The organism is Acinetobacter sp. ANC 4910, from assembly GCF_004331035.1.
Taxonomy (GTDB): Bacteria; Pseudomonadota; Gammaproteobacteria; order Pseudomonadales; family Moraxellaceae; genus Acinetobacter.
In genome coordinates, this window is sequence record NZ_SJNT01000003.1 from 320664 (window position 1) to 339362 (window position 18699).

Genomic DNA, 18699 nt, shown 5'->3' on the forward strand with positions numbered 1-18699 from the left:
TTTTGGTTCTGCCTTTAAATCAACTTAAAACTGATATTTCAGGCTTGCATAATAAGCACGACCTGGTTCGTTATAAGTTTGGTTCACTGTGTTATCACGTAATAACTTTTCATCAAACAAATTGCTAACACCAAGACGACCACTGATTTGATCCGTGAATTTATAGCCTGCATTAATGCCTGCAATACCATAGCTTCTTACAGCAGTAACATTCATATCGCCATTTTCAGTATTCGACTCTGCATATTGACGTGGCTTTTGGCGACCATACTGGGTATAGACAAAGTTCACATCCATGGCATCGGTAACGTTATAGTTAAAGATGGAGTTAATCGTATAATTCGGCACAATCGACAGCGGGTTACCAGTCTTTTTATTCTCCGAATCTATCATATAGGTTACATTATTGGTCCAACTTGCGTTATCAAAGGTTAAAGTTACACTTCCCTCCATCCCTTGAATTAATGCCTCTGGTACATTCTCCCACTGTAAAATATTATGCCCCGCTGCTGAAGTGGCTAAAACCGTTTCACCTGCAGTAATTTTATTTTCATAGTCATTTCTAAACCACGTTAAGCTGGCATTGACCCTATCTTTTTCGAATTGAACACCCAATTCTTTATTGATGGATGTTTCAGGTTTTAAATTAGCATTACCAATTAAATAGCATTGAGAAATTTGCGTAGCTTTAATTGGGCAACCATTTCCACGGGTATATAACAAATATCCTTCTGAAGTTTGATACATATTGGGTGCTTTATACGCCTTTGCAATGCCACCTTTCAGGGTAAAGTAATCACCCAGTTTCTGGGTAATGTTTAAGCTTGGACTCCAATTCGAACCTGATTTATTGTGGTCGTCGAAACGAATTCCAAGGACTAAATCAGTACTATCTGTCACCTTAAAGTTATCTTCAATATAGGCAGAAGCAATTCGAGACTCCATGCTCTCACGATCGGCAGCTAAGCTAATGAGCCCAGAAGCATCGGTTTGTACTGTGCTCGATGGATCGGTGAAATCATCTTCTACCCATTCAGCGCCCAAGGTTAAAACTTGAGGAACAACAATCTCTAAAGGGATGTTCGTTTCTGCATTAAAACGTAACGTTTCTAAAGTTGAAGTCTTTTTATTAAATGAATTTGGACTTCCTTCTGGACCACCAGCAAGGGATTCTGGAATACGTTTATTCTTGGTTTTATCGTATTGTGCGATGAGTTTAGTATCACCCCAGTCCCATTTTCCTTCATGCGTTAAGGCATAACTATCACGATACATGGTGTTGGTTTCTTGCCCTAATAAGCCTCGGACATAATCTGCATTGCTAAAGCTTCCACCTGTACCAGCGGCATCAAAGTTACTGTTTTGAATATCACCTGTATATTCATTGCCTTGTCGACCTGTCGCAATATCCAATAAAAAGGTCTGCTGATCAGTTACTTGCCAAGCCAGTCGTCCTGCAATATCTTGATTCTCTACGCCTTCACGACCTGCCGCACGCGTTCCCGACTCAGTGAGAGGATTAATATCTGGTGCATCTGCATCGGTCTGGTTGTAATTACCATACAAACGATAAGACAAGACATCTTTGACAATCGGACCACTTAAATTAAAGCCAACACGATTGGTTGCCCCTTCTTTAGAATCTTCAGGCTGATTGCTATACAGCTCAACCGAACCATGTACTTCATTGGTTACTTTCTTGGTTTTAATATTGACCACGCCACCCATGGCACCCGAACCATAACGTGCAGCAGCAGGACCACGTAACACTTCAATCGATTCAATTGCATCTGCGGGAACCCAGTTAGAGTCCCCACGCGTATCACGTTCACCACGCCAACCATAACGGACTGAGTTTCTAGAATTAACGGGCTTACCATCAATCAAAATTAAGGTGTTCTCTGGTCCCATACCGCGAATATCAATTTGACGGTTATTGCCACGTTGCCCTGTTGCGCTGTTACCCGTCAAATTCACACCTGGCATACGGCGGACATATTCTGAAATATCATTCACCACAGGAAGTTTATCCAAATCTTCTGCTGTAATGATGGATGCCCCTAAGGATTGTTTTACTTGTTCTTCAGCAGTCAGAACAATTTTTTCAAGTTCGGTTGGATCTGGCTGTTGTGTCGTAATTTGTGCAGTTGAAGAAGTTTGCTGTTCTGTCTGTAAATCTTCAGCATTACTCATCACACTCATGACCGACAATATTGAAAGTGCTAATGCTGATTGGACAATACATCTGTTCATACAAATATCCCAAAGGTATGGAAGATAGAAAAAAACGTGAAATTTCGGTTTCAGAGTGTAACAAATACAAACACAAATGCAATTACTATTAATAATAATTATCATTAACGTTTATTAATTATTTATATTATTCATCGTTTTGTATTCAACAGACGTAAAAAAAACCTCCATAGAATGGAGGCTTTTTATTTATTTCATGCAAATATTTACTTGAAATATGCACCTTCTGCCTGAGTGTGATCCGTCTGGTCGATCACACGTTGTAACTCTGGTACGTGCTGTTTCAGCGTCGTTTCAACCCCTTGTTTCAAGGTCACATCAATTGCTGAACAACCTTGGCAACCACCACCAAATTTAAGTACAGCAGTTAAACCATGTTCTTCATCTTCAACCACTTCAACCAACGCACAGTTACCACCATGACCGGCCAAACCTGGATTGATTTCAGATTGTAAAATATAAGTAATACGCTCTTCGACAGAGGCATCAGGGCCAACGCGTGGCACTTTTGAGTTTGGTGCGCGGAAAGTCAGCTGACCACCAAAACGGTCTTTGTTGTAGTCAATCACTGCATCTAATAAATATGGAATAGATGGTGCATCAACATAGGCAGGGAAATCTGGATAGTCTTGCTTATAATCTGTTGGCACAACTTCTTCAGGTGCGCTATATGCCATACAACATTCAGCACGAGGTGTTCCAGGATTTTCCACAAAAACGCGTACACCAATACCCGGAGTATTTTGTTTCGCCAATAAATCACGTAAATACTCTTGTGCAGTTGGTGTAATCAATAAGTTTGGAATTTCTTCTGCAACTGCAGTGCTGGTGTTCTCAGTCGACATAACAATATTTCCTCTAGCTGAAGTTGCCATTTTAACTGAAGATGCGGCTAAATTAAAAAAAATCAACTAAAATTGTCGGATTTATTCTAAAAGTCCTGTGCAATTAAGCAATTAATGGCATTATTGAGGTTGAGTCATTAAAAATTGAACCTTTTCTATATGCTAAATCTGCCTTTCAACCATACTGTTGCGCTGATTATCATTACTGTGGTGGTTTCCCTTCTGGCATTCTCTAATCAGAAATTGATGAGTCGCTTGATCTTTTGGCCACCAGCGATGCAAAAAGGACAATATGACCGTTTTATCACGCACGGTTTTGTTCATGTCGATGGCGCTCATCTGTTGTTCAATATGATCACCCTATTTTTCTTTGGGAGCATTATTGAGAGCTTTTATCGTCAGTACTTTTATGACCTTGGCTTTGCCCTGTTTTATTTAGGTGGATTAATTTTTGCCATTTTACCAAGTTACTTAAAACACAAAAATGACTTTCAATGGGCCAGTCTTGGTGCTTCTGGTGCAGTTTCCGCAGTTCTTTTTGCGTACATCCTATTTGAACCATGGAAGCTGATTTTTGTATTCTTTATTCCTGTTCCTGCCATTATTTTTGCGGTGCTCTACATTGCCTACAGCATTTGGTCAGGCAAACGAGGGAACTCTCATATTAACCATAGTGCACACTTATGGGGTGCAGCATATGGCGTCGTTGTGACCATTTTACTTGAGCCACGTTTAATTCCACACTTCTTTAATAAACTGAGTCAATTACCATTTTAAATATGTTTAATTAAGGCTTTATGTCTTTGATGAATGGATGGAGATAGGAACAGTCTCTGTCCATTTTCTTTTCACGTTTAAACATAAAATTTTATTTGATTACATCTTTTACATAAAATAAATCGTAACAATAAAGTGATTTCACTAAAATTAAGCTTAAAACAATAGAATATGGAGAATAAATATATGTATAAATTTCTCATGATTATCGCCACTTGTCTCAGTTTAAACGCCCTAACTGCTTGTGCAGTACATACACCTGAAGGCAGTATTGTGGTTGATCCTAATGGCAACTTAGGACACTACGAACATGGCGGTGATTTCTGCCCACCAGGTCAAGCCAAGAAAGGACGTTGCTAATCATAACTTAAATTGAATTTTTCTCTGACTCTCGGTCTATTGCCCTGACTGAGAGTACCAGACGATTTCAACTTACTTGCCTCAAAATCTGTAAGCGTCCTTACGATGTTCCAAGCTTTTAACAACTGAGTTTAAAACTTTAGACGCTTGGGACATAAATTGGTAGTTAATGCCACCCCAAACTTTAATTTGGCATAGATAATGAATACATCTGTATATTAATACTGTAATCAGACGAGATTTTTTGCATGTCCAGCTCTTTAGAGGGTCTACAGTTCCCTGTTCAACCCGATACTCAAAAACCAAGTACAACTCGCACAGGCAAGGAAATTATTGCTGAGGCGTTATCGATTGTAGACAACCAATCTGCCCAGCAAGTGCTCAAAGAAAAGAAATGGCGTAAAAACTATCCAAAATACTTTAAAGCCTTGGTCGAACATGGCATTCGCAATTGTAGTAATCCCATTACTATTGCCAAACAAGGTCTACATAAAGCAGAACATAGTTTTGAGTTTTACCGTAATGGTCAACGTTATTTATTAAAAGACATGATGGATGTGCCCTTAGCACAATTACATACAGTTCAGTTAACAGGTGAAAGCCAAGCCGAGCCTGAATGGTACATTCCCTATCATGGTCAAAACTTGAAAGGTGAAGCTTTACTGGCGCAAGTTCAAAAATGGGAAGATGACGGCATTATTGAACCTTCTCATGCAGATGCCTTACGTTTAGCCAATGCACACCCTGAATGGTTCGATCTTTCTGACCGTACCATGGTACTGTTTGGGGCTGGTTCTGAAGCGGGTCCACTCACGTGGTTGTCCAAATGGAAAGCCAATATTGTGGCTGTGGATTTACCCAACACCAAAGTTTGGCAAAAAATTCTCAATACCATTCAAAATGGTAACGCAACGTTGTATGCACCAAGTCAAACTTCTCTTCCCGATCAAACGCCAACTCGTGAACTCAGTGCCAAGCTTGGGGCAAATTTACTGACTCAAACTCCTGAAATTGCCCAATGGCTATTACAAAGCCAACATCAACTAGATTTAGCAGCAATAGCCTATCTGGATGGTGAAAAGCATGTCCGTGTTGCAATGGCCATGGACAGCATTATGAAAGTCGTGAGTGAACATAAAGCCGATACCAGCTTAATGTTTATGTGTACACCGACTGATGTCTATGCTGTACCCAAAGAAGTGGTTGAGTCTTCAGCAGATAAATTCCGTTATCGTTCTCAAATTCAGAAACTGCTGACCAAGAGTGTGGCAACAGCATCATTAAAGCATTTTTTCCAGAGAAACCTGCACGACCTCATTAGCTCTGACAATGGTCAAGCTTATGGCATTGCAGACTGCCTAGTGATTGAGCAAGGTCCAAACTACGCATTGGCGAAACGAATTCAGCAATGGCGTGCAACTTTAGCCCGTCATGAAGGGCAACGCGTAAGTATTAATATTGCACCATCGACCACCACACACTCAGTGACCAAAAATCCGCTGCTCAAAGCCGCTTTTAATGGTGCAAGTTTATTTGATGTCGAAGCGTTTAAACCTGAAACGACCAATGCCATTATGGCAGCACTCTGGATTCATGATTTACGTAACCCTGAATCAGTCGCCAATCCTGAAACAGTCATGAATCATCCATTAGAGTTGATGATGCAGGGTGCCAATCATGGTGGATTATGGCGTGTAGCTTATTTGGCACGAACAGCGCTGCCGTTTGCTGCAATTTATGGCTTTGCTACAGATAAACTTCCACTTAAAAAAGCGTTGGCGAAATTTAAAAACTAAATATTAGAATATCTCGGTAAATCAAGCCTAATCGCTTGAAATAGCAAAGGGCGCCATCAATCTGGCGCCCTTTGCTATTATCTCAGCCCAAAGTAAGCTTAAACGCTTAAATTCTTTTTTAATTCGTCTTCAACAATCGTCAATTCAATTTCGCTGAACTTACGAATTTCACCTTCAGCATGTTTTTCTAACAATCCCCCAATTAAAGGGACTTTTACTTTGACAGTCCATTCTAATTGAAATTCAATATGCTGATCTGAACCTTTGACTGAACGATTGCAACTGGCATGTAAAGGTAAATTTGCACCTAAATCTACGGTAGAAGTCATTTCTTCAAGATTACTAATATCTGTACGGTGTAAGCGGAATGCATCTTTTAATAATTTTTTGGCAATGTCTGGAATGTTTACATCTAAATTATAAGCACGTTTAAGCGTGTAGATGTCCCCTACTTTTTTTGATTCTAAAATTTCTAAATGCTCACCTGGAATTCGACGGCAAACTTGTTCGTGTAGACTGGTATCGGCTGCTAAACGTTTAAATTCTTCTAGGGATACACCCTGTATGGTTGCATTGACAATAAACTGATGTGCCATGATGGTTCCTTATTTTTTGTTTTGTCCTGTTGGGAAAATGCAAGTATTTTATTACAAAACAACGTTAACTATACGTTGATATTATGGCTCATTAAAGTCAATTCTGCTTAGGCTGTCATTGACCTATTTTTTGTTTTACACATTGGAAATGCCAAAAGTAACGCTCATTTCTGATAAACAATTAATCTTTAAAAAATGCTGTTGAAATTGAATGATGGCATAAAATTCTGTTGCACCATCATCTAAACCTGTTGCAGCCCAAGTCGTGCCTTTAGGAAATAGGTCAAGCCAAGCCGCTTGATAAAAGTCTGAAACAGAATCAAATTGCAAATATTGTTCTGGATTTTGAATAATCTTATGGGCAAGTTCATCAAACTGCTGTAACTTGGCTTGATTAAAATGGATTAACATCCGCTTGCCCCCGACATTACTATGCAGATTTCGTGCCTGCCACTTGTTGTTTCTTTTGGACTTGAATCCATTGCCACCAACCAAAAGCCGCTAAGCCAACAAAGGCTGCATATAAACCTGCGGTCAAAAACAGGTCTTTATAAATAAACATCCCAACATACACAATATCAACAAACACCCAAAGTACCCATGTCGCAATATGCTTGCGGCTGGTCCAATAGGTTGCCAATAAGCTAAATGCTGCCAATTGTGCATCTAACATTGGTACCGCTGCATCTGTCCAGAATTTCAGACTTAAGCCGAAGATGAGTCCACCCAGTGCAGCCAATAACATTTGCCACATCACTGTGCTGAGTTTAATTGGTTCGATACGAATATCATGGTCTTGTTGCTTACCTTTAAACCAATGATAAAACCCATAGAAATTCACCACGATAAAGAAAAACTGTAAAATCGTTTCTCCATATAATTTAAAGGTATAAAACAAATAAGCATATAAAACAAAGGCGAGAAAGTTAAACCACCAACACCACATGTTGCGTTTAATGGTTAAAGCCACGCCAATCACGCTGATGATGACAGCAAAAATTTCCAGTCCAGACATCAATTATTCACTTTAAAAACCAATGGCACATTATGAGAAATTTTTCGTAGAACGCAAGTTGCAATAAAAACGCACAGTGACTCAGCTTTAAAACTTTTGCTCGCCATTAAGAAGCGCATTCTTTGACTTTAGGAGGCATTTTAAATTCAGACTTATGTTCTGCCCCATTTCGATCTACATGGCTACAAAACACGCCATATTTTCCAACATAATATTCGAGTGACTGGTCATAGAAATTCCAATAAATCGACCACTCATTCAGATCTAACTTGCGAATTTGGGTTAATGCTTTGGATGGTAATTTTTTTAACAGATTATGTTGGATTTCTTCTGCGGCTTGAATGTCACGAATATGTATATTTTGCTCAAAAAACTGTTGCACAGCATCATCAAATAGCACTTGATCATAATATTCAATTTCGATCACCTTGCTTTGTTTTACTTTCGTTTCCGTCAGCTCAGTTTGAGCATCCTCTGGTAAGCTTTTAGAAAAATAGCGAGCACGATACTTTTCAGTCACTTTGATTTTGATAAAAATTTGCCACGCTGCTGTCAGGGCAAAGCCTAATAAACACAAAACAATAATTTTGAACATATTGTCCCCCTATTCAGGCATATCTTCAGCATTACAATCCCTTATATCATACGCTGTTTTATATTTTGGATGAGTCCAATTATCTTAAAAATCAGTTAAATGCATATACAGTTCGTTCAAATTTGTGATTTATATCAAATTCCATAGCTACTTTTTTATTAAAAGACTCATCCTAAAACACACTAAAAAAGCAACAAATCTCTACTGTTCCAATGCCACGAATTCACATGAAATAAGCCTGTTTTCAGGAAATAAGAACAAACAATGATTAGGGCAGCAAAAATTCAGGATATTCCTGAGATTATTCATGTATTGCAGGAAAGTATCCGTTCCTGCGTACAAGATCATCAGCGTGTGGAAAGTAAAATTCAGGCTTGGTTGGAAAATAAAACACATAGCCATTTATTGTTATGGATACATTATAACGACAGTTGGATTTATAGTATTAATCAACGGACTGTCGGCTTTATTATGGTCAGTGACACTGGAAAAATATTGCTAAATTATACGTTGCCAGAAATGCAGCATCGGGGTATTGGTTCTGCCTTGCTCAACAGTGCCATTTCCCATTTAAAACTGAAAAGTTTGCAACAAATTACACTCGATAGCACCCAAACTGCGCTGTCATTTTATCAAAAGCATGGTTTCCAAATTCGTGCTTATGCCACCCCTGAACAAAACACCATCCCCATGATTAAATATATTTAATCTTTTACATTTTCAGTCGATCTCGCCCTGCATTCTTGGCGAGATAAAGCTGCTGATCTGCTGCTTTCATGAGCTCATGAATATCATGATAAGGATGATTTCGATCCATATAGGCAGCGCCAATACTGACGGTAATGTATTGTTTATGATCCCCTCGACTCATATGTTCAAACTGATGTTCGCGAATAATATGAAGTAAATGCTGCAATGATTTTTCCACCACCACTACAGGCATATTCCGTAATATGACCGCAAACTCCTCACCGCCATAACGCGCTAAATAGGCATGTTCTGGTAAATTACGTTGAATCAGTTGCACCAATTGTTGCAGGATTTCATCCCCTTTGAGATGTCCATAATAATCATTATAATTTTTAAAATAATCGACATCTAACATGGCAAATGCCAACACAGCATTATGCTGCTGAGCAGTTTCATTGAACTGACGCTGAATTTCGGAATTTAAAGCACGGCGGTTAAAAGCCCCTGTCAGCGCATCGGTTTTCGCCTGTAATTCTAACCGTTCATTTAAGTCACTTAACTGTACCGTGCGTTCTTTTACTTTTTGATCCAATGAGGAATTCAGTTCTAATAAATTATTATTCAACTTCTCAATTCGATCGGAGTGATACGCATAATTCTTAGATTGTTGCACCATAATCAAAAAGGCATAAAAACTGGTCGAAGCAAAGGATAAATTAACCGAATCAATCCAGTTTAAACTGAGTAAAAAGTCATGCAGGAAGGTGACACACAACAATACCACTGCCCATAAATTAATGGTGGAATAGGGTTCATGCCTATTTACGGTTTGATAGAACCCATAAGCAAAGTTTAGCACCACAATAATTCCCAATAGAAAACTATAAAATGCCAATTTTTCAAAAACTTCAGGCATTGATAAACAAGTAATGACAATGTCGAAACTCAATACAAATACAGCTATGGTAAAAACGGCAGGATGCAAATAGCGCTGATTGAGTAAAAACATATAATTGATAAAGAAGAACGCCGATAGATAGGTAAAAATATATTCGAGCCGTGTTCCCCATAACCAATCAATATTGGTGAACACCGTATACACATAAGGTGCAGAAAATAAATTGTGTAAGGCTAAAAAAATAATAAAGATACCAAACACCAAAAAGCCTTGGCTTTGGCCATGCCTGACCCCACGAAAAAAGGCAAACAATATGGTAAATACACCTACACCAATCACTGCACCGCATACGCCCGCAATGCTCATCATTAATTGTTGGAACTGGCGGTTTATAGTTTTACTGACTCCAATTCGCATTGGATTTTCTAAACCACCATGTAAACTTTGAAAACTCGACACCTGCATGGTGACTGTAAAATATTCACTCTCAGCAATGAAATAAGCAAAGCGTGGTGCATTCTCGGTTTTATGAGTTTGATTAGTAGCGCCAACCTCACCTAACCTTAATAGAAAATCACCATTTAAATACATCCGATAAGCGCCGTATTGATTTGGAATCCAAATGGCTATACGACGTCCAATAAATTCTTTCGGTATCTTAAAATGACCGACAAAAGTGCCATAAGTATTTTGTGGATAACCTATTTCTTTAAAGGAAATCGGTAGAATCACGGTTCTAGAAGGTCTGCTCGGTGTTGCAGTTTGTAATAATTGTTTTGGATAATACTGCCATTGTCCTGACAAATACGTGGTCGTATTTTCTTCAAATGGGACTGAATTAATATTCTTTTGATGCGCGTAATAAGTCTCGGGAACTGGTTCATACAGTGCCCAACTGGATTGCTGTAAAAGCAACATCAAGCATGTCAGTGCATACAAGATAAAATGCAATATCGTATATGGCTGAAATATTTTTATCTTCAAGTCGCGTTTATTCCTTATTCGCGAATTTGATTTTTAATATAAAATAGAATGCACTAAAAAAACGTTTATTTTCAGTAGCAAGTTTAACCATAGCACGCTTTTTCCCAAACATGCTATGGTTAATTTTTCAAATATTATTAGTCACGTGTTTTCACGTCATAGAGTTCAATTTCAAAAATTAAATTCGAGTTGGCTGGAATAATATTACCCATTTTACGCTCACCATAGGCTAAATGTGCAGGTACAATCAGTTTACGTTTTCCGCCTACTTTCATGCCCATAATGCCCTGATCCCAGCCCTTAATCACACGGCCCGTACCAATCACACATTCAAAGTAGTTACCACGATCAAGCGAAGAGTCAAACTTCGTTCCGTCTTCTAACCAACCTGTGTAATGCGTGGTAATTAAAGCACCTTTTACTGCTTCTTTGCCTTCGCCTACCACTAAATCAATAATCTGTAATTCGTTTGACATATTCATTCCTCTTCAAACCGACTTATCTTTACTTTAACTGAATCCACTCAATTTGAGCTTGGGCATGATCACCAATGAGCGTCCACTCGTCATCCATCACATTGAGCTGTAATTGCATGGTACGTTCACACAATTGCTGAATAGCTTCAGTGGTCGCTGGCGATAACTGCCAAATCTCTACATTACTCAGTGTTTTTAATTTGCTATTGCGCTTGTACCATTCGTCCACGGCTGTACCATAAGTAACCACAGCAACTGACTTACAACGTGCACTGGCTTTCTTGACTTTATCTTCATCAGGGCAACCCACTTCAATCCATTGAACCAACTGACCGGTCAAGTCTTTTGACCACAATGCAGGCTCATCAGTTTCAAACAGATCTTTGGTAAATTCCAATTGCTCACCAGCATAACGCGCGAATGCTAAAATTCGAACCATCAAGCGTTCAATGGTTTCTGATGGATGCAATGCCATTGTGAATTGATAATCACCATATTGGTGAGTATCCATGTTGGCAATATTTAAATCTACCTTATAAATTGTTGCTTTTAGCGCCATGAAATGTTCCTCAATTTTGGCGCCTAGCATATAAGATTTAACACAGTTTTGCTGAACAGTTTTAGTCCGTTTCAGTATCTATACGGCAAGCAAGTAACTGAGTTTCGAATAAGGCCCAGTCTCGTTTAGTTTGTACAATCACTTCAATACGGTTATCAATATTTTCAGGTGCAGACTGATAATTAAACTGATTCGGATTGAAATTAAAACTTTTCCAACCTTGATTGGTATTAAAAATACCCTTGATTCTGAGCCACTGCTGTTGCTCACATAACAGGTCAAGTAAATCATAGAAATCAAATTGCCAGCGCTTGGAAAATTTCCAGCCAGCGATACTATAGCCCTGTGCAGTTTCTACATAATGATAAGGTAACTGCTTAATTTCAGGTAATGCTGACTCATTACTATACTGTTTCTGAATTTGAATTAATGGCTGGATTTTGCGTTGCACACCATGATATGGCAAATCAATCTGTGCCAGTTGGAGTTGCCCCAAAGCAGGTCTTAGCCATGTCTGGGCATAAGCCAAATATTCCTGCTGTAATTGCTGTAAAGCCTGTTCATCTGCTGCTTGCATGTGTTCCGTATGTGAAATCACCACAATTTGCGCGGCTTTCAACTGATCGGCATATAGGTTTTGTTTTACCCATTCTTGTTCATGCAAACGTGAACCATCCACTACCGTAACTAAAGCACGCATTTGAATTTGGCTTTGCCAATGTGGTTCAGTCAGTTGTTCTAACAGTTGGGCTGGATGCCCCAAACCTGTAGGTTCTATAAATAAACGATCTGGTTGAGTTTCAGACAATAACCGCGACAAAGCAATTTGCATTGGCAACTGACTACTACAACACAAACAGCCCCCTAAAAGCTCCTTCACCGCATAGCCTTCGGCTTGGGGGAGCAAGTTTTGATCCACCCCTATTTGACCAAACTCATTCATCAGCACTGCCCAGACTTCATCTTCAGGCTTTTGTGCCAATAAACTATTCAGTAATGTGGTTTTTCCTGCACCTAAAAATCCAGAAATAATATGGGTAGGCACGGATTTTTGTGGGGTTAACAGTTTCAAAATGAGATGCTCGCAAGCCAAACGAAAGGTGAAGATCAATGTAATAGTATAACAAAATCTTCACTTTCGTTACATGTACAGCTTACCCACTCATCTGCTGTCGAATTCATTTTTAAACTGATCTTGAATACACACTTAAACAAACTGACTCGGATCCAACATGTGTAAGGTAATCTTTTTCACCTCATCTCGACTTTGCTGAATATGGGTGGCTATTGCCGCGATTGCGTCTTCGGTTTTTTGCTCAAAAATCAGTTTTAAAATGTGTTGATGTTCCTGATATGTGGCTTCAATACGGTACTGTTTAGAAAAATCTAAACGGCGGATAATCCGTATTTTTTCACTTAAGTCTCGGTGAATCCGCACCATCTCATTATTGCCTGCCGCACGAACCAAAGCACAGTGAAAATCTTCATCTAGTTGTGAAAGCTGTTTAATATCATTTAGGTAATCTTGCGGTTCCACCATCCAAATGGGCTTCAATCTTGCCAACTCACTGGATTGCTCACAGTCCTGCTGCGACAACTTATAAATCGCATCTTTTTCCAGCACAATCCGCACATCATACAGTTCTTCATAATAGCGGAAGTTCAATGGTCGGACTTGCCAACCACTGCGGAAACTGACCTCGACATAGCCTTCTTGCTGTAAGCGATACAAGGCTTGCCGAATCGGAGTTCGGCTCACCTCATAAGCTTGCGCTACTTCAGACTCAGTAAAACGCTCACCTGGCATTAATTTGAAATCGAAGATATCGTTCTTAATCCGTTGATACACCAGCGCGGACAAATTGTCTGCGCTTTTACTTGTCGCGCTTTTCATTTCCTATACTCAACTCTATTCCATATACACCAAAGGTTCTCCGCTGTGCACGGTTTGTCCCGCGCGACAAATGACCGCTTTAACGATGCCATCTTCAGTCGCATACACAGGTAACTCCATTTTCATGGCTTCAATAATAGCAACTGTTTCACCTTTTTTAATCTCCTGTCCTGACTCAACAAAAATTTTCCAAATATTGCCTGTCATAGAGGCATTCACAGCCAAGAAATCACCAAAGTCTTCGAACTGTTGTTGAACAATTTCTTCGGGTTGTGTGCTGTGTTCTTCTTTCCAACGCCCAACTTCTGCACTGAAGGCATGTTGTTGCTGTTGCTTGAATGCTGCAATGCTCTCGGCTTCGTCCTGTAAAAATTGGGTATAAAGGGCAAAATCAAACTCAGTTTCTTCAATTTTAATCTGTGCCACACCATGTGCAAAATCGGTACGCCATTGATTCAACTCTGTTTCCGTAACAGGGAAGAATTTAACTTGGTCGAAGAACTGTAAGAACCATTGTTTATCGCCAAATTGTTTGTTTTGTTTAAACTTATTCCAAATAGGTAAGGTACGCCCCACCAACTGATAGCCCCCTGGGGAGTCCATGCCGTAAATACACATGTACATACCACCAATACCCACTGTACCTTCCGCAGTAAAGGTACGTGCAGGGTTATATTTCGAACTGAGTAAACGATGACGCGGGTCAATCGGCACCGCACAGGGTGCAGTCAGATAGACATCGCCTAAACCTAGCACTAAGTAATTGGCATCAAAAATAATGTCGCGGACTTGTTCACGACGGTCTAAGCCATTAATCCGTTGAATAAAATCGACATTATTCGGCAACCACGGTGCTTTGGCACAAACACTTTCCTGATAACGTTCCACAGCGCCCAAAGTCGCACTGTCCTCAAATGCCATTGGCAAATGCACAATCCGCGATGGAATTTTTAACTGGCTTAAATCGCCCATTGAAGATTCCAACTCCAGTAAATGTGCAATCAATTGTGGCTGTGAAATCACCAGACCATCATATTTAATTTGCAGTGAGCGTACCCCAGGCGACAGTTCTAAAATGCCATTTTGGTTTGCGCTACGAATCATTTGCATTAATTGGTGCACGCGTAAACGCAGCGCCAAATCTAATACATTTTCACCATATTCCAGCAGAATATAACTGTCTCCTGCCTGACGGTAGATTGCTTTTGGTGTGGTCTTTGTTTCCTCACGTAAAGCCAGTATGGTACTTCCAATTTCCATCACGGCTGGCATTTCTTCAACCATTTGTGCCGTAGCAAAATGCTCAATCTGTTCAATTTGTTGACGTTCTAGAGCATTGGCTTGTTCGACTGTCATCGGGTAAAAGCTAATTTTATCGTCGGCTTTTAATTGCCCCACTTTCCACAGCTCTGCTTTGGCAATCGTCACTGGGCAAACAAAACCACCCAAACTTGGACCATCTTTTGCCAAGATCACAGGAAAATCCCCCGTGAAGTTAATGGCACCAATCGCATATTCACAGTCATGCACATTGGATGGGTGTAAGCCTGCTTCACCACCATTTTCACGTGCCCAGCTTGGAGTTGGACCCGATAAACGAACACCTAAACGGTTGGAGTTAAAATGTACTGTCCATTCAGTTTGGAAAAACTCTTCAATATATTCCGCTTTAAAGAAATCAGGAGCACCATGCGGACCATAGAGCACACCAATTTTCCATTCATGTCCATAACGTGGAATCAAATCGCATGCGAGATCTTGGGGTTCGGCTGTGGCCAAAGTTAACCCTGCATGTGGCATATCAGGATCAACCAGTTTAATCATATCACCAGTACGTAAGGTACGACCTGCATGTCCGCCAAAGTTCCCCAATGCAAAAGTTGCACGACTGCCTAAATATAGCGGGACATCTAAACCATGACGTACAGCCAAATAAGTTCGACATCCAGATTCAACCTGACCCAGTTTAAGCACCTGCCCCGCCTTCACCTGAATCGCCGACCAAAAAGTAATCGGCTGATCATCCAAGGTAGCGACGCATGGCGCACCTGTTAATGCAATCGTAGTTTCAACATGAAACTGCAGTGTCGGCCCCAATAACGTGAACTCAAATCCTGCGGCATTTTGTGGATTGCCGACAATTTTATTCCCCAATTGGAATGCATAGTCATCCATTGGACCTGACGGTGGCACACCAATATCCCAATACCCTGTCCGTCCCGGATAATCCTGAATCGAGCTAAGGGTTCCCGGCTGCAAGACTTCAATTACTTTTGGCGTATATGCAAAATCATCTAGCATCCGTGTCCAAATGTTCATTTCCGCAAAACGCTGATCGGCAATAACTGCACGAGCATAATCCAAGTTGGTACTGATGCCATTGAGGCGTGTTTCACTCAGTACTTGCTGTAATTTTGCAATTGCAAGCTCGCGGTTTTCCGCATGCACAATGATTTTGGCAATCATCGGGTCAAAGTATTGTGAAATTTCTGTTCCTGTCGCCACCCATGTATCCACACGAGCATGTTCAGGAAAATAAACTTCAGTTAATACCCCTGGACTCGGTTGGAAGTTTTTAACTGGGTCTTCAGCATAAATACGCACTTCAATCGCAGCGCCTTGCGGCTGAATATTCTGCAATTTTTCCCAATCTAAGGCATCTCCCGCCGCCACTTTGAGCATACATTCAATTAAATCCAATCCTGTTACCATCTCTGTCACAGGATGTTCGACTTGTAGACGAGTATTTACTTCCAAGAAGTAAAATTCATCACGCGCAGCATCATAAATAAACTCGACGGTGCCCGCGCTACGATAGTTAACCGAAGCACCCAGTTCTACTGCTGCTTGATGTAACTTCTGACGTGTCGCTTCAGGTAATAATGCAGCAGGTGTTTCTTCCACCACTTTCTGATTACGGCGTTGCAATGAGCAATCACGCTCACCTAAAGCCACCACCTGACCCAAGCCATCGCCAAAAATCTGGACTTCAACGTGACGGGCTTTATCGACAAAACGTTCTAAAAACACGCCTGCATCTTTAAAAAATTGTTCACCTAAACGTTTTACACTGGCATAAGCATCTTGCAGTGCTTCAGGCGTATCACAGCGGGTTAAACCAATACCGCCCCCTCCTGCGGTACTTTTCAGCATAATTGGATAACCAATTTCTGCCGCAGCAACCAATGCTTCTTCTAAACTATTGAGCAAACCAGTACCCGGTGTCATCGGGACATGCGCGGCAGCCGCCAATTCACGTGCACGATGTTTCAGACCAAATTCCAAAATCTGTTCAGCAGTTGGTCCCATAAAAGCAATATGGTTGGCTTCACAGGCTTGTGCAAATTCAGCACTTTCAGACAAAAAACCATAGCCTGGGAAAATTGCCTCGGCACCTGTGTGTTTGGCAGCAGCAATTAATTTCTCAATACTTAAATAGGTATCAGCAGGTTTGGTTCCCTGTAGATCCACTGCCAGATCGGCATCTTGAACATGCTGTGCATAACGGTCACTGTCCGAATACACCGCAACACTGGTAATCCCTAACTTTTTTAAGGTACGAATCGCACGTACAGCAATTTCACCACGGTTGGCAATTAATACAGTCTTAAACATGAGCATTCCTTATAATCTTTTTAATGTGTTGTTTGTAGTTGTTGTGCATTACGATGCTGAATATAGGCGCGCCAGCCGCCAAAATGACTGATGTTTTCAGCGTCGGCTAAACCATAAGGCTCGCAAATAAAACCCTTAACCCAACGCCCATCACTGAGCTCAACATTGCCCATCCCCAATGGCGTTGGAATTTCAGCGACAAACTCACCAAATCGAGCTGTTGGCACATCCCATAGTTCCACGATAATTTCCTGTCCATTGCTTTGACGTGCCAAACCTGGTTTTGGCGGAATCGTGCCATTCAGTGCATACAAGGCGTAATGGGCTGAAGTTTTAGTGGTTTCTACATGCACCGCTTGGCGTGTGCTGAGTTGAAAATTCAACGGCATACCCGTTAAATGTGCTCCCACTACCGCCACACGAATATGCTGTGCTGATGGTGCAGAAATTGACTTTACATTTTCAGGATAAGGGCGTCCTGTCGCTCCTAAAGGTAGTTGCACATGTGCTTGCCATTGACGACCAAAATCTGCCAAAGCACAGTCATGCCATGCAGGAGCAATCAAGCTGATGCCAAACGGTAAGCCATCTTCGCGAAATCCCGCAGGTAATGCCAAAGCACTTAAGTCTGCAAGATTGGTAAAGTTGGTATAGGTGCCAAAATGTGAATTGTATTGAATAGGTTGCTGCTGCATTTCAGCAAGGGTATGAATGGTTGGTGATGTTGGCACAACCAAAGCATCAAACTCAGACAGCAACTCTTGAATCTGTCGTGCCAAATCATTTTTGAGATATTCGGCTTTATAAGCATCGAGTGCCGTATAGTTTTTGCCTTGTTGAACAATGTCTAAAACGGTTGGATCAAATGCTTCTGGACATTGTTCAAGTAATGTTTCAACTGCTACCGTACGCTCAGCCACCCACGTGCCTTGATAAAGTTGTGCTGCCAATTGTTCAAAAATTGAAAAATCAATTTCAGTCAAGGTCACATTCATTTGCTTTAGTTGTGCAATCGCTTGCTGAAAAGCCTGCTCTGCTTGCACATCACCAAAAAATTGCAAGGTTTTTGGAATCGCAAAATTCAAGGCAGAGGATAATTTTGCGGGCGCTGTTTTAGGATGATGCCGTGAGTAACTATCACGCACATCAAATTGTTCCAACACTTGTGCCACAACTTCTGCATCGTCTACCGTCAAGGCAAATACAGAAATGCAATCTATGCTTTTACAGGCTGGCATTAAGCCATAATTTGAAAAACGCCCTTTGGTTGGTTTTAACCCGACAATATTATTAAAAGTGGCAGGTACACGCCCTGAACCTGCGGTATCTGTGCCTAATGAAAATGG

At 40.6% G+C, this 18699-nt stretch carries 17 protein-coding genes; 4 read left to right on the top strand and 13 right to left on the bottom strand.

Going from position 1 to position 18699, the window contains the following annotated elements:
* Nucleotides 1-24: 24 nt before the first annotated feature.
* Nucleotides 25-2253, bottom strand: a complete 2229-nt coding sequence (locus E0H82_RS04850; RefSeq protein ID WP_131263546.1) for a TonB-dependent siderophore receptor — start codon at nt 2251-2253, stop codon at nt 25-27.
* Nucleotides 2254-2459: 206 nt separating this feature from the next.
* Complete coding sequence (nfuA, locus tag E0H82_RS04855; protein ID WP_116761780.1) at nt 2460-3098, bottom strand: Fe-S biogenesis protein NfuA; 639 nt, start codon at nt 3096-3098, stop codon at nt 2460-2462.
* A gap of 159 nt (nt 3099-3257) precedes the next feature.
* Between nfuA and E0H82_RS04860 the strand changes: the two genes are divergently transcribed.
* From E0H82_RS04860 to E0H82_RS04865, 3 genes are all read left to right on the top strand, one after another.
* Nucleotides 3258-3875: a rhomboid family intramembrane serine protease gene (locus E0H82_RS04860; protein WP_131263548.1), complete on the top strand. Its 618-nt coding sequence runs from the start codon at nt 3258-3260 to the stop codon at nt 3873-3875.
* A gap of 186 nt (nt 3876-4061) precedes the next feature.
* Nucleotides 4062-4235, top strand: a complete 174-nt coding sequence (locus E0H82_RS16515) for a hypothetical protein (protein ID WP_165492917.1) — start codon at nt 4062-4064, stop codon at nt 4233-4235.
* A 248-nt stretch (nt 4236-4483) separates the two neighbouring features.
* Nucleotides 4484-6031, top strand: a complete 1548-nt coding sequence (locus tag E0H82_RS04865) for a hypothetical protein (protein WP_131263550.1) — start codon at nt 4484-4486, stop codon at nt 6029-6031.
* Nucleotides 6032-6129: 98 nt separating this feature from the next.
* On the opposite strand, the gene E0H82_RS04870 is transcribed toward E0H82_RS04865, so the two are convergent.
* The 4 genes from E0H82_RS04870 to E0H82_RS04885 form a co-directional block, all read right to left on the bottom strand.
* On the bottom strand, nt 6130-6627 hold the full coding sequence (locus E0H82_RS04870; protein WP_131263552.1) for a DUF2505 family protein: 498 nt from the start codon (nt 6625-6627) through the stop codon (nt 6130-6132).
* A 135-nt stretch (nt 6628-6762) separates the two neighbouring features.
* The gene (locus tag E0H82_RS04875) at nt 6763-7038 is read right to left on the bottom strand and encodes a hypothetical protein (RefSeq protein ID WP_131263554.1); all 276 of its coding nucleotides are present in this window, start codon (nt 7036-7038) and stop codon (nt 6763-6765) included.
* A 19-nt stretch (nt 7039-7057) separates the two neighbouring features.
* Complete coding sequence (gene pnuC / locus E0H82_RS04880) at nt 7058-7642, bottom strand: nicotinamide riboside transporter PnuC (RefSeq protein ID WP_131263556.1); 585 nt, start codon at nt 7640-7642, stop codon at nt 7058-7060.
* A gap of 106 nt (nt 7643-7748) precedes the next feature.
* Nucleotides 7749-8237 (bottom strand): hypothetical protein, encoded by a 489-nt coding sequence (locus E0H82_RS04885; RefSeq protein WP_131263558.1) that lies wholly within the window; start codon nt 8235-8237, stop codon nt 7749-7751.
* A 264-nt stretch (nt 8238-8501) separates the two neighbouring features.
* Here E0H82_RS04885 and E0H82_RS04890 point away from each other — a divergent pair, with 264 nt between their 5' ends.
* Nucleotides 8502-8945 (top strand): GNAT family N-acetyltransferase, encoded by a 444-nt coding sequence (locus E0H82_RS04890; protein WP_131263560.1) that lies wholly within the window; start codon nt 8502-8504, stop codon nt 8943-8945.
* A gap of 4 nt (nt 8946-8949) precedes the next feature.
* Here the strand turns inward: E0H82_RS04890 and E0H82_RS04895 are convergent, their stop codons facing one another.
* From E0H82_RS04895 to atzF, 7 genes are all read right to left on the bottom strand, one after another.
* Nucleotides 8950-10743, bottom strand: a complete 1794-nt coding sequence (locus tag E0H82_RS04895; RefSeq protein ID WP_131263562.1) for a GGDEF domain-containing protein — start codon at nt 10741-10743, stop codon at nt 8950-8952.
* A gap of 203 nt (nt 10744-10946) precedes the next feature.
* On the bottom strand, nt 10947-11285 hold the full coding sequence (locus E0H82_RS04900) for an FKBP-type peptidyl-prolyl cis-trans isomerase (RefSeq protein ID WP_100241389.1): 339 nt from the start codon (nt 11283-11285) through the stop codon (nt 10947-10949).
* A gap of 28 nt (nt 11286-11313) precedes the next feature.
* On the bottom strand, nt 11314-11844 hold the full coding sequence (locus E0H82_RS04905) for a YaeQ family protein (RefSeq protein ID WP_131263564.1): 531 nt from the start codon (nt 11842-11844) through the stop codon (nt 11314-11316).
* Between the two features lie 61 nt (nt 11845-11905).
* Nucleotides 11906-12916, bottom strand: a complete 1011-nt coding sequence (locus E0H82_RS04910; RefSeq protein WP_131263566.1) for a CobW family GTP-binding protein — start codon at nt 12914-12916, stop codon at nt 11906-11908.
* Between the two features lie 135 nt (nt 12917-13051).
* Nucleotides 13052-13738 carry a GntR family transcriptional regulator gene (locus E0H82_RS04915; RefSeq protein ID WP_131263568.1) on the bottom strand — a complete coding sequence of 229 codons (687 nt, stop codon included), beginning with the start codon at nt 13736-13738 and terminating at the stop codon, nt 13052-13054.
* A gap of 15 nt (nt 13739-13753) precedes the next feature.
* Nucleotides 13754-17353 (bottom strand): urea carboxylase, encoded by a 3600-nt coding sequence (uca, locus tag E0H82_RS04920; protein ID WP_131263570.1) that lies wholly within the window; start codon nt 17351-17353, stop codon nt 13754-13756.
* A gap of 20 nt (nt 17354-17373) precedes the next feature.
* Nucleotides 17374-18699 (bottom strand): allophanate hydrolase (atzF, locus tag E0H82_RS04925; RefSeq protein ID WP_131263572.1); only part of this gene is annotated, 1326 nt, incomplete at its 5' end.